Here is a 14,956-nt window from a genome sequence, read left to right as displayed (position 1 = left end):
TTCACTGACAAACTCCAGACAAAAAAATGCCCGGCAAGCCGGGCAAGTTTTTTTTGTGCGCGTACTTACAAGTTGTAGCCGCGTTCGTTGTGAAGTGCCAGATCGATGCCGACGGCCTCTTCTTCCTCAGTGATACGCAGACCCATGACGGCGTCCAGGACCTTGAGGATGATGAAGGTGACGATCGCGGTGTAAATCACCGTGAAGCCCACGCCTTTGCACTGAATCCAGACTTGTGCGGCGATGTCGGTCACGGTGCCGAAGCCACCCAGCGACGGTGCAGCGAAGACACCGGTCAGGATCGCGCCGAGGATACCGCCTATACCGTGCACGCCAAAGGCGTCCAGGGAGTCGTCATAGCCGAGTTTGCGTTTCAGGGTGGTGGCGCAGAAGAAGCACACCACGCCGGCTGCCAGACCGATGACCAGAGCGCCCATCGGGCCCACGGTGCCAGCGGCTGGTGTGATTGCAACCAGACCGGCTACAACACCCGAAGCGATACCCAAGGCACTTGGTTTGCCGTGAGTGATCCACTCCGCGAACATCCAGCCCAGTGCGGCGGCGGCGGTTGCGATCTGGGTCACCAGCATCGCCATACCGGCGGTGCCGTTGGCTGCAGCGGCGGAACCGGCGTTGAAGCCGAACCAACCAACCCACAGCATGGCAGCGCCCATCAGGGTGTAACCGAGGTTGTGCGGCGCCATCGGGGTGGTCGGGAAGCCTTTGCGTTTGCCCAGTACCAGGCAGGCAATCAGACCGGCCACACCGGCGTTGATGTGCACCACGGTGCCGCCGGCGAAGTCCAGCACGCCCCAGTCCCACAACAGGCCGCCATTACCGGACCAGACCATGTGCGCGATGGGGGCATAAACCAGGGTGAACCAGACGCCCATGAAAATCAGCATGGCGGAGAACTTCATCCGCTCGGCGAAGGCACCGACGATCAGCGCAGGGGTGATGATGGCGAAGGTCATCTGGAAGGTGACGAACACCGCTTCAGGGAACAGCGCCGCGGGACCGGTCAGGCTCGCTGGCGTGACACCGGCGAGGAATGCCTTGCCCATGCCACCGAAGAACGAGTTGAAGTTGATGACACCCTGCTCCATGCCAGTGGTGTCGAACGCGATGCTGTAGCCATAAATGACCCACAGGATGCTGATCAGACCGGTAATGGCGAAGCACTGCATCATCACGGAAAGAATGTTTTTGGAGCGAACCATACCGCCGTAGAACAGCGCGAGGCCGGGAATGGTCATGAACAGCACGAGGGCTGTCGAGGTCATCATCCAGGCAGTGTCGCCGGAGTTGAGGACTGGGGCTGCCACTTCGTCTGCCGCCATGGCCAGGCCGGGCATTACGAGGGACAACAGGGCTCCTAGCCCTGCGAATTTACGCAGAGTCATATTGTTTTCTCCTGGGGCGTTGGGTTTGTGGCGGCTTAGATTGCGTCGGTATCGGTTTCGCCGGTACGGATGCGAATCGCCTGTTCCAGATTGACCACGAAGATCTTGCCGTCCCCGATCTTGCCGGTGTTGGCAGCCTTGGTTATCGCCTCGATAACCCGATCAAGATCCTTGTCGTCAATGGCGACATCGATCTTCACCTTTGGCAGGAAATCGACCACGTATTCCGCGCCGCGATACAGCTCGGTGTGACCCTTCTGCCGACCGAAGCCTTTGACTTCAGTAACGGTAATGCCCTGCACGCCGATCTCGGACAGCGACTCGCGTACGTCGTCCAGTTTGAACGGCTTGATGATGGCAGTGACTAGCTTCATGAAAACTCTCTCCCGAATTGGTGGACTTGCCCCAGGAAAACAAACCCGACTCAAGTCTAAGCGCAGTGCCTGGCTTTGTAACGCATCGTCGGCCTTACCTGCCCGTCCGACGCCAGCTAACCGCTCCTCACGAAACAACTCCCCGTTCCGCTTGGCGCACTGCATTCGTCACAGCGACTGCATCAGTGCATGGGTTGCTACTGACTAAGCAGAAAGCTTGCCATCTCCACAAAACCCTCAGTTTTCAAGCCTTTGGCCGTAGATGCCAACCACATCGCCGCAACACCTGACGCGTTACGCACAACAACGGTGCGATGCCGTCCGTCCGCATGCGCGAAAAGCGTGCATCCCTGCCGCCGGAATTGACTATAGACACTGCGTGATACACTGCCCGCCATTGTTGACAGGACATTTGCCATGCTCGCACCCAAAGACTTCCTCGACGCCCTGACCGGCACCGCTTCGCGCCTCTTCAGCGGCGACACTCCACTGCCGAAAAGCGAAATCGAAAGCCAGTTCAAGGCTTTGTTGCAGAGTGGTTTCAGCAAGCTGGACCTGGTGAGCCGGGAAGAGTTTGATAGCCAAATGGTTGTGTTGGCGCGCACTCGGGCACGACTGGAGAGTCTTGAGGCGAAGGTGGCGGAACTGGAAGCGAAGCTCACTCCACCGGCCGAATAACACCACCGATCAACTGTGGGAGCGAGCTTGCTCGCGATAAGGTCGGAACGACCTTCCGACCATTACGGATTCCGCGCTAATTCCAGGCTGAGTCCTACAAAGATCACATCCGCCGTCCGATAGCGTCGCAAAGCCCCGACTCCTAAGCTCATTCTCAGCTGAATTATTCAGCACTGGGTTTGGCGACCTGGAACCAAGCTATGCACGCAACCTCATTCGATATCGGGTATTTCCCTCGATTCGTTATATGGCGGCTGTGTGTGGGAGACCTTCGGGTCTGCCGGTATTCGCTTGGCCGGTTCGCCAACCCGCACGCAGCTGCCACCCTTATTGTTTGGCGACGATAAGTGGCAGTCATCTATCAAGCGAATTTGGGTACTGCACCATGGACGAAAACTATCTGACTCCACACATCTTCACCCGCCACAAACTCCACCTCCACGCCCTCCTCCTACAAAACCAACCCTGGTTCAGAGCCCGAGACCTAGGCCGCCTGCTTCGCCTCTACCTCGACGAACGCGCCGTCCGCAAACTCGACCCCGATCAACATCAGTCCGCGCGAGTCCTCACCCACGGCACCATCGAAAACACCCTGCTAATCAGCGAGTCCGGCGTCTACGCCCTGCTGGTTTACCACTACTGCCCCGAATACCGAGGCCTGCGCGAATGGCTGACCCACGACGTAGTGCCAGCCCTCAGAGATGCCCAACAACCGACGTCAACCGAACGCCCGATTCTGAGCCTGCTGAACTGGCCGGAGATGTCGTTGAGTTTGCTGCACTGGAATAACCAGCCGTGGATTCGGTTGCAGGATGTTCCGCACATGCTGCCCGACAGTGAACGGCCGCAGCGTGCGGTTAATGCACCGTGGTGGAAGCGTGCTTCCCGAATACTCCAGGCATTCTGAACGACAAAAAACCCCACGTTGTAGCGTGGGGTTGGTTCACGAATTCAGGATTAGGCGCAGTGCGGAAGCCGCTCAACCTGATCCCGGATCGCTGCCCCTCGTTCAATCTCGGCTTTGCGCAAATCATAAGTCGATTGCAGGTTCAGCCAAAACTCCGGGGTCGTGTCCAGACAGATAGATAGCCTTAAAGCCATATCAGCGCTGACACCCCGGCGCTGGAGCACGATATCGTTCACCGTTGGTGTCGAAACGCTCAATGCTCTAGCCAAGGCTGCCGCCGTAAGGCTCAGAGGCTCTAGGTATTCCTCTTTGAGGATCTCGCCAGGGTGAACCGGGCGCATACCATTCTTAGTCATTACTCACCTCAGTGATAATCGACGATTTCGACATTTTCTGGCCCGTTAAGACCCCAAACAAAGCAAATTCGCCATTGAGTGTTGATACGGATGCTGTGCTGACCTTTTCGATTTCCCCCCAACGCCTCCAAGCGATTACCCGGCGGTGATCGAAGGTCAATCAGTACGGCAGCAGCATCAAGCATCGTCAGCTTTCGTTCCACGACACTCAAAATGGCTGACCACATACGGGTCCTACCGTTGCGAAACAGGTACTCGGTCTCAGAACACTTAAAGCTAACGATCATAATTTAAAGCTTAACGTTATGCATTAATCTTGAGTGTATAACCTGAATTCACTTATGCAAATGCGCCAATGCGACTCTTGGCCAGCCCTTCAAAGCTTTAGGAAAAGGACTACCAAAGGCCTTCAGAACTCCTTTTAATCCAAGACGCTTCCTACAAAAAGGAGCACCAATTCTCATTGCATCACTACCGCGCTCACCTCTTAAGCTGACCCACCTGTAAAACCATCTTCAAATCCAAAAGAGATCGCTATGAAACCCGGAAAACGAAAAGCCAAACTGCTACTCATCGCTGGATATCATGCGGAGGCACTCCGACTGGCCGGGAACGTATCAGCCACTCAACGTCACTTTTTTGAGGTCGCTGCGGCTCGCGGTAAAGAATTGGAACCAAGCGGCTGGCTCGCCGGTTATAGGGCACCCGCTACGCTTGATTCGACAACAAAAGGTGAATAGTCTCAGCACCGTGAGTGTTTCCGTTGAGGATGTGCAGGTCTTGGCTCCACCGAAGCCTGCAAACAAAAAACCGCCTCCTCAAGGCGGTTTTTTTTCGCCTTCGATTCAGCTTTCGCCGCCGTCCTTCATAGATCCAGGCAACGTCCTACAACAACCTCATCCCACGACTGATTACGTCGTAAATCCCCACTCCCTTACGCTTCACCCATCAGAAAGACACTCGCAACATCCTGCGAAAATTTGGCGCCTGCGCCGTCACGCGCCCCCGACTACCCTTCAAAAAACCGCAGGAAGCGGTTCCCGTAAAGCTCAAGGAACGACCATGTCCCTCTCCATCGTCCACAGCCGCGCCCAGATTGGTGTCGATGCGCCCGCCGTCACCGTAGAAGTCCATTTGGCCAACGGTCTGCCGTCCCTGACGATGGTCGGTTTACCCGAAGCGGCAGTGAAGGAAAGCAAGGATCGGGTACGCAGTGCGATCATCAATTCAGGCCTGCAATTCCCGGCGCGGCGCATCACGCTGAATCTCGCGCCTGCGGACTTACCGAAGGACGGCGGGCGGTTTGATCTGGCGATTGCCCTGGGGATTCTGTCCGCCAGCGTGCAGGTGCCGACGCTGACGCTGGATGACATTGAATGCCTGGGTGAGTTGGCGCTGTCAGGCGCGGTACGTGCCGTGAGGGGCGTGTTGCCGGCTGCGCTGGCCGCACGAAACGCCGGGCGCTCGCTGATGGTGCCGCGGGCGAACGCCGAGGAGGCGTGCCTTGCGTCAGGGTTGAAGGTGTTTGCCGTGGATCACCTGCTGGAAGCCGTTGCGCACTTCAATGGACATTCGCCAGTCGAGCCCTACGTTTCCAACGGGTTGCTCTACGCCAGCAAGCCGTATCCCGACTTGAATGAGGTGCAGGGGCAAATCTCGGCCAAGCGCGCATTGCTGATTGCGGCGGCGGGCGCTCATAACCTGTTGTTCAGCGGTCCGCCCGGGACCGGGAAAACGCTGCTGGCGAGTCGTTTGCCAGGCCTGCTTCCTCCACTGGCCGAAAACGAGGCGCTGGAAGTCGCAGCCATTCAATCAGTCACCAGTTGCGTACCCTTGAGCCACTGGCCGCAACGACCCTTCCGCCAGCCTCATCACTCAGCTTCCGGCCCGGCGTTGGTAGGCGGTGGTTCGAAGCCACAACCTGGCGAAATCACACTCGCCCATCATGGCGTTCTATTCCTTGATGAGCTTCCGGAATTCGACCGTAAAGTTCTAGAGGTTTTAAGGGAGCCACTGGAGTCCGGTCACATCGTGATTTCCCGCGCCAAGGATCGCGTGAGGTTTCCGGCGCGCTTTCAATTGGTGGCCGCGATGAACCCCTGCCCCTGTGGATATCTCGGCGAACCCAGCGGCAAATGCAGTTGCACACCGGACATGGTCCAGCGTTATCGCAACAAATTGTCGGGGCCTCTCCTGGACCGGATCGACCTGCACCTGACCGTCGCCCGCGAAGCCACGGCGTTGAATCCTGCGCTCAAACCCGGCGATGACACCGCCACTGCGGCGGTCCTGGTCGCCGACGCCCGGGAGCGGCAACACAAACGCCAGGGTTGCGCCAACGCCTTCCTTGATTTGCCGGGGCTGCGCCGTCACTGCAAGTTATCCACAACCGACGAAGCCTGGCTGGAAACGGCCTGCGAGCGTTTGACCTTGTCACTCAGATCGGCGCATCGACTGCTCAAAGTTGCGCGAACCCTCGCAGACCTTGAGCAGCTGGATGACATCACTCGTGGCCATCTGGCTGAAGCGCTGCAATACCGGCCAACCTCCAGCTGATGAAATCACTCCTTGGTCAAATCCACCAACGGCGCCTGCCGCACCTCAGTCTCCCGACCACCCTGAATGTCGCTCACCGTTTTCAAAGCCTTATCCACAGCCCCTTTATCCGCCAGCAAGCTATACCGGATCTGGAACTGCCTCTGCTCTTTAACCCCAATCATCGGCACCAAACCAAGCGGCCGCTGATACCGACGGTTGTAGGAAAAACTCGTCCCCGGCTCCAACCCGGTCACATACCCCTGTCCCTGCGTATCCGTGTTTTTCCACAACGAAAAAACCGGCAACTGTTGAGTATTGAAACCCACCGAAACCCCGAGGCTCCCGGCTTTGTTATGCAGCACGGTCAGTGTGTCGCCCTTGGCGTCGCCATAAGGCACCACGTTGTAAACCGTCTCGTCATAGTCCTTGGTCGGTGCACGGTAAGTCTGCCAATCCGGCAGATCCCCTTTGGCCTTGTCATTGAACGGCGAGACCTGTTTCACCGGGGCAGCGAAACGGGCGCCTTGTTCCAGGAATGGAGTGCTGAAGTTGCTGTGATACAGCGCCTGGTATTCCTTTGGATAATCGCCATTGTTGGTGAGGGTGTCGTTGAGGGTGAACGCTGCGCTGCCGGGTTCAGTGACCAGTTCGGTGATCACCGAGAAGTCGACTTTCTTGAACGCCTGCTCTTTCAACTCGCCGCGCAGGCTGATGGCGTAAGGCGGTTTTTCATCGATGTGCAAAGTGACTTTGCTGGCCGGGATGTTGGCGGCGCGACCGTGGAGCGTCAGCAATTCACCGTTATCCATGCCTGGGTGACCGACCCACTCATAGCCGCAGCGGGTGACCAGTTCGTTAAAACCCTCAAGCCAGCCCAGCCCGCCGCGACCGTTGAGTTCGATGAAGGACGGATTGACCACGTCCTTGACCGGCGAATCCCAACCCATGCGCACATTACCGACCGACGCCTGCAGAACGTTCATCCCGCGAGTGGGGACCACCGAGAGTTTCATTGTGCCGTTATCGATGTCGACGATGCTGACGCCCTCCTGCCGACCGCCATGCAAATTACGAAGGGTCACGGAGAAGGGTTTGTCGGTTTTCACACCGAGTTGCTGGCTGGTGATCTGCCAGTTTTGGGCAGCCTTGTCGCTGTCGAGCAGGACGTAGTCCCAAGCCATGGCGTGGGTGGCGGACAGAGCGCTAAAGGCAACGAGGAATTTGAGCGGAGTCATGGGGAAGCCTTTCTTGGAGTTGTGCATTTTTTATAACGCTGATGAAACGATTCAGCAAGCTTAAAAAGCTGACACCCGAGCCTCCCCAAGCGAATAAAAATTGACCCCATGCAACCTACGCACGCTTACGCTAGTCTCATACGGTTTCGAGGCCTCCGGCAGATTGACGGCGACATCATTATGACATTAAGGTCGCCGGCTAATTGCAGGAGCAAGAACAGACACCTTTGTCTGTCATTTTTGCGCAACAGAACATATGGAGTTTGAATGCGCGGGGCACTATTACGCAGCGGTAAGAGCGGGTCATTCACAGCCCTGGGCGAGACAGGTCAACCGGTTTACCGGGCGGCCCTGCAATTGCGCGAAGCCATTCGCCGCAAGAACCCTGAAATGGTCGATCATCTGGCCATCCCTCAAAGCGATGAACTTGGCAACCAGATTGACTGGTACAGCGGACTCGACGGCGATGTGATCCCGTGGAGCAGCGCGACTGAAGAAGAACGCGCCCCTGCCCGCCGCCAACTCGAAGCGCTGAAGACCGCGCTCGAGGAATTGAGCCAGCGTTTCCTGGGCACTGATTCCGGCGAACAGCAGCAAGGTGACAAAGCCGTGTTCGGCAAGCTGCTCAAGCGCGTGATTCATTTCCCCGACGAGAATTTCGTCTACCTGGTGCAAGGCAAGCCGGTGCTGACCTTTTGGGGTTTCGAGCATGCCGGTACCGGCAATCGCGATCCCCTGCACTGCCTCTATCAAGTTCCGCCCGCGTTCACGCTTCCCCCTGTGGTCGAAGCCGCGCCTGTCGTTGCGCCGGTAGTGCCGGTGGTTGCTCGTCCGTGGTGGCGTCGCTGGTGGTGGCTGTTGCTGCTGCCGTTCCTGCTGCTGCTTTTGTGGCTGTTGCTCGGTCTGCGCGGTTGCGTGCCGATTCCGTTGGTGGCGGTAGACCTGCTGCCTGAGGGCATCGTGCCGGTGGAAAAACGGCTGGAAGAGCCGCAACTGACCGGCAATGCCACGACGCTGAACGGCGTTCCGGTGACGGGCACCGTTGTAGGCTCCACCACTGGAACCGGCACTGCTGTGACCGGCCCCCATGACGTGGAAGCGCCGGCGGTCGAGGGCAAAGAGGCTGATGCAGCGCCGGCCGACCTGGCCAAAGACCCAGCCAAAGACGCAGCCAATGACCCTGCCCAAGACGCGGCCAAAGACCCGGCAGCCGAATCGCCCGCCACCCCGCCCGAAAACAAAACTGCGCCGCCGGATATCACATCGCCCGAGGCCGAAAAATCCGCCGCCGCAAAACCCGGCCCTCCCCTGAGCATTCCGCCAGACGCCGCCGACGGTGCCGCCAAGTTCCTCGACGGTCAGTTCCGCGCCGGTGCCGGTATTCAGGACAGCCGAACCGGCAAACCCCTGCGTCTGGAATACCAGCTCAAGGACGGTAAGGGCGAAGTCACCGTACACCAGGCCGACGGCACGAAATGCACCGGGCCGGTGAGCGCTACTATGAAGGGTGGCAGCCTGGCCATCGACAGTCAGGGCCAGGCCGTGTGTGGCGATGGCAGCACTTACGACATGCCCAAGGTCAACTGCCGCAAAGGGGCGACCACCGTCGCAGACTGCACCGGCGGTTATGGCAAAGAACAATTCCCCATGTCCATGCGGCACGTGGCCGAATAAAAACGGAATAACCCGACATGTTGCCTGAAGTCACCCAATTCGAAGACACCGTCACGCTGGTCAGCGACACCGGCATCCAGTTCATGGATTTCGCCCTGCGCCTGGATCCTCGCAAAGAACCGGCGGGCGAGTTCGCGCCGATGATCAGCGGGTTGATCTGCCGCCTGTCGTACAACGAAGAGAAAGACTTCTTTTTCTACGAGCCGGAGCCGGAAAAGGTCGAAAAAGCCAAACCTGCGTTCAGCGTCGACATGAAAAGCAGCCTTGAACTGCTCGACGGTGTCTGGCTGCCGACCCCGTTTTTCCGCTTCATGCCGCCGTACCGCTTCGACGAAGGCCCGACCAACTGGTCGCGCATGCGCCTGGTCAAACTGGCGACGCCCGACATTGACGGCAACACCCACCGCCTGACGATGGCCTTCGACAGCCGCGTGATGCCCAAGCGTGACGGCACCGCTTACCTGGCACCAAACGAAGAAGACATCAGCTCCGGCGTGTCCTTCAAACTGGCGACGAAGGCCAGCGAAACCCGCTGGTTCCTGGCCCAGCCGTGGGTCAACGAGTGGCTGCTGGAAGTGTTCAACGAGGGCAATGCCCACCGCTCGCGCGCAGAGCTGGACACTGACATCCGCGCCAACTATCACTTGGCGCACTACCTCAACTTGCTCAGTCTGCTGAGCAATCCGTCCGCCGCCCAGCAGTCGACGAGCCGTGCGAAAGTTGAAATCCCTGAGCTGAAAGTCGTCGCCAACGACAGCAATGGCCTGGTCAAACCGATTCCGGTGGACCTGGTGCTGGACGTCGGCAACTCGCGCACTTGCGGCATCCTGATCGAAAACCACGGTCAGGCCGGTTCCGGGTTGAAACAGAACTACGTGCTGGAACTGCGTGACCTGATCACCCCCGAACACACTTACAACCTGCCGTTCGAAAGCCGTGTGGAATTCGCCCAGGCGTACTTCGGCAAGGACCACTGCTCGGTCAAAAGCGGCCGGCACGATGCGTTCCAATGGGCAACGATTGCCCGCGTCGGCAATGAGGCCAGCCGTCTGGCCAGCCGTCGCCGTGGTACCGAAGGCTCCACTGGCCTGTCCAGCCCAAAACGTTATCTGTGGGACGAAAACGCCTACGGCCACGGCTGGCGCTTCAATTGCTCGTACATCAAGACCGACAGCGAGCCGTACGCCACTGCCGCGCCGTTCTCGCACCTGATCAATGAAACCGGCGAGGCGCTTTACAGCCTTGAAGAAGACGATCGCCTGCCGGTATTCATGCCGCGTTATTCGCGCAGCTCGCTGATGACCTTCATGCTCGCTGAAGTACTGGCCCAGGCGCTGTCACAAATCAACAGCCCGGCCCAGCGCTCGCGTCAGGGGCACACCCGCGTGCCGCGCCAACTCAACAGCATCACCCTGACCGTGCCGCCGGGCATGCCGCAGGCCGAGCGCAGCATTCTCAACGAACGCATGCTGCAAGCCATCGGCCTGGTGTGGAAAAGCCTCGGCTGGCATGCCGGCGAGGAAGACCCGCATCAGGATCAGGCTGTCAGCCCGCGTACGCCGATCCCGAGCATCCGCGTGGAATGGGACGAAGCGTCCTGCGGTCAGTTGGTGTACCTGTACACCGAGGTCAACGAGAATTTCGCCGGTCACCCAGAAGAGTTTTTTGACACCATCGCCCGGCCAGACAAGACCGACCGCGAACGCATCACCCTGGCGACCATCGACATCGGCGGTGGTACCACGGACCTGGTGATCACTGACTATCGCCTCGACCGTGCCGGCAACACCGGCAGCGGCAGCAACGTGCACATCGTGCCCGAGCAGCGTTTTCGCGATGGCTTCAAAGTGGCCGGCGATGACATCCTGCTGGACGTGATTCAGGACTTCGTCCTGCCGAGCTTCGAAAAAGCCTTGCAGAACGCCGGTGTGAAAGCCCCGGATTCGCTGATGTCACGCCTGTGTGGCGATGAATCGGTCAGCGCCCAGGACATGATCCTGCGCCAGCAATTGAACCTGCAAGTGTTCGCACCGCTGGGCCTGGCGCTGCTCAAGGCGTACGAGCATTACGATCCGCAAGTGCCACAAGAAGTCACCCCGCAAAGCTACCGCCAATTGCTCGGTGACAACGCGATCAGCCAGACCGTGCTCGACTACGTCAACGCCGCCGTGCGCCGCGATGTCGGCGGTCAGAGCGGTTTCGACCTGTATGACGCGCCGATCAGTTTCGACCTGCAGAAGCTTCACGCCGCGTTCCTCAACGACCAGATCAACATCACCAAGATTCTCGGTGCGCTGTGTGAAGTGGTCGCGCATTACCCGTGCGATGTCTTGCTGCTGACCGGCCGCCCTTCCCGCCTGCCTGGCATCCAGGCGTTCATTCGCAAGGTGCTGCCGCTGCCACCGGGGCGCATTCTGGCGCTGCAAAACTACCGCACTGGCGGCTGGTACCCGTTCCACAAGAACGGCCGGATCGACGACCCGAAAAGCACCGCATCGGTCGGCGCGATGCTCTGCCTGTTGTGCGCCAACCACAGCGTGCCGAACTTCTACTTCCGTGCGTCGGCGCTCAAGCCGTATTCGACGGTCAAGAATATCGGGGTCATCGACCTGAACAACGTGATCAAGGATGCCGACGTGCTGTACCGCGACATCCAGTCCGAAGACTATAAAATCAAGCTGCCGGAAATCGGCGTTGGCGATGCCGCCGACACGCCACAGCTGGAAATGCGCGGCGATCTGCGCCTCGGTTTCCGTCAGTTGGCCGCCGACCGCTGGGCCGCCTCGCCGCTGTATACCTTGCGGTTCACCAAGGCCGGTCGGGAGAAGTTTTCCCGCGCGATCGGTGAAAACGGCAGCTCGCCGCTGCTCAAGGTGCGGTTCGAGGTCAAGCCGGCGGACAAGTACACACGCAAGCAGGATCTGGTCAGCGACCGCCTCTCGGTTCGCGACATCGAATCCAACAGTAGCAACGTCAACTTCAACCCGCGCAGCGACCTCGAACTGGAACTCAACACCATGCTCGACGCCGGCCTGAGCGAGACCAAGTACTGGCTCGACAGTGGAAGTGTGAAACGCAAATGAATGATCTGACCCCCGATCAAACTCAGCTCTCTGCCAGTTGGGCCGCTGTTTATAACGGTGCCGGTCAGGCGCTGGACTGGATTGCCCAGACGCGCGGCAACGCGCCACGCCTGGACAGCGAAGCCGACAACCTGAACATCCGCCTGCACCGCGCCCGCAACCTGGCTCACAGCCTCGGTCGCGTGGCCTGCACGCCGATGACCATTGGCTTTTTCGGCTTGTCGCAAGCCGGCAAGTCCTACCTGATCTCGGCCCTCGCCGCCGGTCAGAACGGCAAACTGGAAACTGATTTCGGTGGCCAGCGCCTGGACTTCATCAAGCACATCAACCCGGTGGGTGGTGGCAAGGAAGCCACCGGTCTGGTGACGCGCTTCAGCCGTCGGGCGACGGAGAGTCAGGACAATGACTTTCCGGTAGAGCTCACGCTGTTCAAGGAAATCGAGCTGGCGAAGATTCTCGCCAACTCCTGGTTCAAGGATTTCGACCTTGAGCGCATTTCCTACGAGATCGACGAAGAGCGCATCCAGCGCGTGCTCAAGCCGTTCGAAGGCCGTGAAACCGGGCCACTGCAAACGGGCGTCAACGCCGATGATCTGGTGTCGCTGTGGGATTACCTGCGGGACAACTTCCGCAACTCGGTGAAGAAACTCGAACACCTGTATTGGCCCAAGGCGTTGCAACTGGCGCCTCGGCTGAATTTCCAGGAACGCGCCGAGCTGTTTTCCATCCTGTGGGGAGAGCAAAGCGAGCTGACGCGCGTGTACCAGCAACTGGCCGGTGCGTTGCACAAGCTGGGCCTGCCTGAGACCGTGTTCGCGCCATTGAAGGCGTTGGTGAGTTTCGAAAACGACACCTACAGCCAGCGCGACAGCATCATGAACGTCGACATCCTCGAACGCTTCGGCAGCCCGCAGGACTTGCCGATTGATGTTCGACCGCTGGTTGGCGGTCACCTGCAAAGCAGTCAGGGCATCCCGGTCGCGCAACTGGCGGCACTGACCGCCGAAATGACCTTCCGCCTGATCGAAGCGCCAGCGGATGACATCGTCAATCAGGTCGACTTGCTGGACTTCCCGGGTTATCGCGGGCGCAAGAAACTGCACGGGATCGCCGATTCCAACGACCCGCAATCCGCCACCAAGGACAACTCGGTTTCGCAGCTGATCCTGCGCGGCAAAGTCGCCTATCTGTTCGAGCGCTACACCGACAACCAGGAAATGAACGCGCTGGTGGTCTGCACCGGCTCGACCAAGCAGAGCGACGTCAACGACGTGGGCCCGGTGCTGACCCGCTGGATCGAAAAGACCCAGGGCGCCGACTCGGCCGCTCGCAGCAAGCGCGACACCGGTCTGATCTGGGCGTTGACCATGCTCGACCTGCGCATCACCAACTCCCTGAGCCTGACGCCTGATCAGTACGACGAGAGCTGGAACGGCATGGTCAAGCTGACCATGCTGGAGCGCTTCGGCAGCCTGAGCTGGATGAGCGACTGGGCCGGCACACCGTTCCAGAACACCTTCCTGGTGCGCAAACCACGCATGGACGCGGCGTTCATCGAGCAAGACGCAACGGGTGCGGAAACCGGCCTCAATGCCAGCTACCAGGAGCGAGTCGATGCCCTGGGTACAAGCTTTGTCAGCAACGACCTGGTGTGCAAACACATCCACGATCCTGCCAACGCCTGGAAAGAAATGCTGCGCAACGATGACGGTGGCATCAGCCACTTCAGCAGCAGTTTCAAAGGCGTGGCCAATCTCGAATTCAAACTGCAGCGCATCCGCGAGCAATTGAGCGAATGCCTCGAAGGCCTGACCACTCACGGTCTGAGCACCTGGTACCACGCCGACGGCGACGGAGCCGCTGCCGCCAAGAAAGCCCAGGCGCAGATGATTCTGACCGGCCTGGGCCGTCGCCCGGCAGTGCTCGGCGAGCTGATCGATCAACTCGACATGCCGAGCGAAGAGGTCCGCGACCTGTACCTCAGTGGCGTGTACGAAACGGATGACGAGCCGGCCGCGAACGACGAGCCAGTCGCCCCGACACCGAGCCAGAGCCTGTACGGCAATGACGCCGGTTTCGACTTCGATTTCGGTGACGACCCGAGCCACGACGCGCCGGTCAGCAGCAACACCGGCACCCCGGCGCCCGAACTGCAAAGCAACGAACATCGATTCGCCAAAGCGGCATTCAAGGCCTGGATTGCGCACCTGCGTGAACTGACCACCCGGCAAAGCCTGCTCAACCTCCTGGGGTTGGAAAAAGCATTGCTGGAAGCGGTGGTCGACGAATTGATCACCGCCGGCTATCGCCAGGATTTGCCGGGGCAACTGAGCCGTGCGGTCCTCAAGCGTGCACAAAGCGGCGCACGGCGCGATCAACTGGTCGAGCGCCAGGTACTGGAAGTACAACGGGTACTGCGCGATTTCGTGTCCTGGTTCGGCTACCTCCAGAAGCCGGTAAGCGAGCGTCCGAACAGCCGCGCCGGTACCAAGGCGCCGCTGTTCTCGTTCTACACCGACATCAGTCCGGGACAAGTGCCCGTGCTACCGGCGCAACCAGCGAATCAGGCGCAGCGGTATCTCGGCGACTGGCTCTCGGGCCTGGCCTGCCTCACGCAGGACAATGCCGGCCATGGCGCCGGACGTGAAATCACCCCTGAACAGAACGAACGGCTGGGCCAAGTGCTCAAAGCCTTCACAGCGAGATAA

At 59.4% G+C, this 14,956-nt stretch carries 11 protein-coding genes; 6 read left to right on the top strand and 5 right to left on the bottom strand.

What is annotated here, in order from left to right; all coding sequences use genetic code 11:
* Positions 1-65: 65 nt before the first annotated feature.
* Both QF010_RS13155 and glnK read right to left on the bottom strand, forming a co-directional pair.
* Positions 66-1,403, bottom strand: a complete 1,338-nt coding sequence (locus tag QF010_RS13155; protein ID WP_033060693.1) for an ammonium transporter — start codon at positions 1,401-1,403, stop codon at positions 66-68.
* Between the two features lie 35 nt (positions 1,404-1,438).
* Positions 1,439-1,777 carry a P-II family nitrogen regulator gene (glnK, locus tag QF010_RS13150; RefSeq protein WP_002555808.1) on the bottom strand — a complete coding sequence of 113 codons (339 nt, stop codon included), beginning with the start codon at positions 1,775-1,777 and terminating at the stop codon, positions 1,439-1,441.
* 417 nt (positions 1,778-2,194) lie between these two features.
* Here glnK and QF010_RS13145 point away from each other — a divergent pair, with 417 nt between their 5' ends.
* Together QF010_RS13145 and QF010_RS13140 are read left to right on the top strand one after the other, a co-directional pair.
* Complete coding sequence (locus tag QF010_RS13145; protein ID WP_429533263.1) at positions 2,195-2,455, top strand: accessory factor UbiK family protein; 261 nt, start codon at positions 2,195-2,197, stop codon at positions 2,453-2,455.
* Positions 2,456-2,840: 385 nt separating this feature from the next.
* The gene (locus tag QF010_RS13140) at positions 2,841-3,362 is read left to right on the top strand and encodes a BRO-N domain-containing protein (RefSeq protein WP_429533262.1); all 522 of its coding nucleotides are present in this window, start codon (positions 2,841-2,843) and stop codon (positions 3,360-3,362) included.
* A 50-nt stretch (positions 3,363-3,412) separates the two neighbouring features.
* Here QF010_RS13140 and QF010_RS13135 read toward each other — a convergent pair whose 3' ends face one another.
* Both QF010_RS13135 and QF010_RS13130 read right to left on the bottom strand, forming a co-directional pair.
* Positions 3,413-3,718, bottom strand: a complete 306-nt coding sequence (locus QF010_RS13135; RefSeq protein ID WP_030129123.1) for a HigA family addiction module antitoxin — start codon at positions 3,716-3,718, stop codon at positions 3,413-3,415.
* An 8-nt stretch (positions 3,719-3,726) separates the two neighbouring features.
* Positions 3,727-4,005, bottom strand: coding sequence for a type II toxin-antitoxin system RelE/ParE family toxin (locus QF010_RS13130; protein ID WP_082459222.1), 279 nt, complete (start codon positions 4,003-4,005; stop codon positions 3,727-3,729).
* Positions 4,006-4,780: 775 nt separating this feature from the next.
* On the opposite strand from QF010_RS13130, the gene QF010_RS13125 reads away from it, so the two are divergent.
* Positions 4,781-6,274 carry a YifB family Mg chelatase-like AAA ATPase gene (locus tag QF010_RS13125; protein WP_033060699.1) on the top strand — a complete coding sequence of 498 codons (1,494 nt, stop codon included), beginning with the start codon at positions 4,781-4,783 and terminating at the stop codon, positions 6,272-6,274.
* A gap of 5 nt (positions 6,275-6,279) precedes the next feature.
* Here QF010_RS13125 and QF010_RS13120 read toward each other — a convergent pair whose 3' ends face one another.
* Positions 6,280-7,491 carry an aldose 1-epimerase family protein gene (locus QF010_RS13120; RefSeq protein WP_429533261.1) on the bottom strand — a complete coding sequence of 404 codons (1,212 nt, stop codon included), beginning with the start codon at positions 7,489-7,491 and terminating at the stop codon, positions 6,280-6,282.
* 267 nt (positions 7,492-7,758) lie between these two features.
* Here QF010_RS13120 and QF010_RS13115 point away from each other — a divergent pair, with 267 nt between their 5' ends.
* The 3 genes from QF010_RS13115 to QF010_RS13105 are packed head-to-tail and all read left to right on the top strand — an operon-like array spanning position 7,759 to position 14,956.
* Positions 7,759-9,165, top strand: coding sequence for an SrfA family protein (locus tag QF010_RS13115; RefSeq protein WP_429533260.1), 1,407 nt, complete (start codon positions 7,759-7,761; stop codon positions 9,163-9,165).
* 17 nt (positions 9,166-9,182) lie between these two features.
* Positions 9,183-12,248 (top strand): virulence factor SrfB, encoded by a 3,066-nt coding sequence (locus QF010_RS13110; RefSeq protein WP_429511602.1) that lies wholly within the window; start codon positions 9,183-9,185, stop codon positions 12,246-12,248.
* A complete protein-coding gene (locus QF010_RS13105) occupies positions 12,245-14,956 on the top strand; it encodes a putative virulence factor (protein ID WP_429533259.1) in 2,712 nt (903 codons plus the stop codon). The genes QF010_RS13110 and QF010_RS13105 overlap by 4 nt, the downstream gene beginning before the upstream one ends.

The organism is Pseudomonas silensiensis (genome assembly GCF_050434865.1).
GTDB lineage: Bacteria > Pseudomonadota > Gammaproteobacteria > Pseudomonadales > Pseudomonadaceae > Aquipseudomonas > Aquipseudomonas fluorescens_W.
Note: the sequence above shows the minus strand (reverse complement) of the source record. Positions and strands in the feature narration are given on the sequence as shown.

Coding starts and splice junctions, on each gene's coding strand:
- QF010_RS13155 (WP_033060693.1), bottom strand. CDS start 1,403: ATGACTCTGCGTAAATTCGCAGGGCTAGGAGCCCTGTTGTCCCTCGTA.
- glnK (WP_002555808.1), bottom strand. CDS start 1,777: ATGAAGCTAGTCACTGCCATCATCAAGCCGTTCAAACTGGACGACGTA.
- QF010_RS13145 (WP_429533263.1), top strand. CDS start 2,195: ATGCTCGCACCCAAAGACTTCCTCGACGCCCTGACCGGCACCGCTTCG.
- QF010_RS13140 (WP_429533262.1), top strand. CDS start 2,841: ATGGACGAAAACTATCTGACTCCACACATCTTCACCCGCCACAAACTC.
- QF010_RS13135 (WP_030129123.1), bottom strand. CDS start 3,718: ATGACTAAGAATGGTATGCGCCCGGTTCACCCTGGCGAGATCCTCAAA.
- QF010_RS13130 (WP_082459222.1), bottom strand. CDS start 4,005: ATGATCGTTAGCTTTAAGTGTTCTGAGACCGAGTACCTGTTTCGCAAC.
- QF010_RS13125 (WP_033060699.1), top strand. CDS start 4,781: ATGTCCCTCTCCATCGTCCACAGCCGCGCCCAGATTGGTGTCGATGCG.
- QF010_RS13120 (WP_429533261.1), bottom strand. CDS start 7,491: ATGACTCCGCTCAAATTCCTCGTTGCCTTTAGCGCTCTGTCCGCCACC.
- QF010_RS13115 (WP_429533260.1), top strand. CDS start 7,759: ATGCGCGGGGCACTATTACGCAGCGGTAAGAGCGGGTCATTCACAGCC.
- QF010_RS13110 (WP_429511602.1), top strand. CDS start 9,183: ATGTTGCCTGAAGTCACCCAATTCGAAGACACCGTCACGCTGGTCAGC.
- QF010_RS13105 (WP_429533259.1), top strand. CDS start 12,245: ATGAATGATCTGACCCCCGATCAAACTCAGCTCTCTGCCAGTTGGGCC.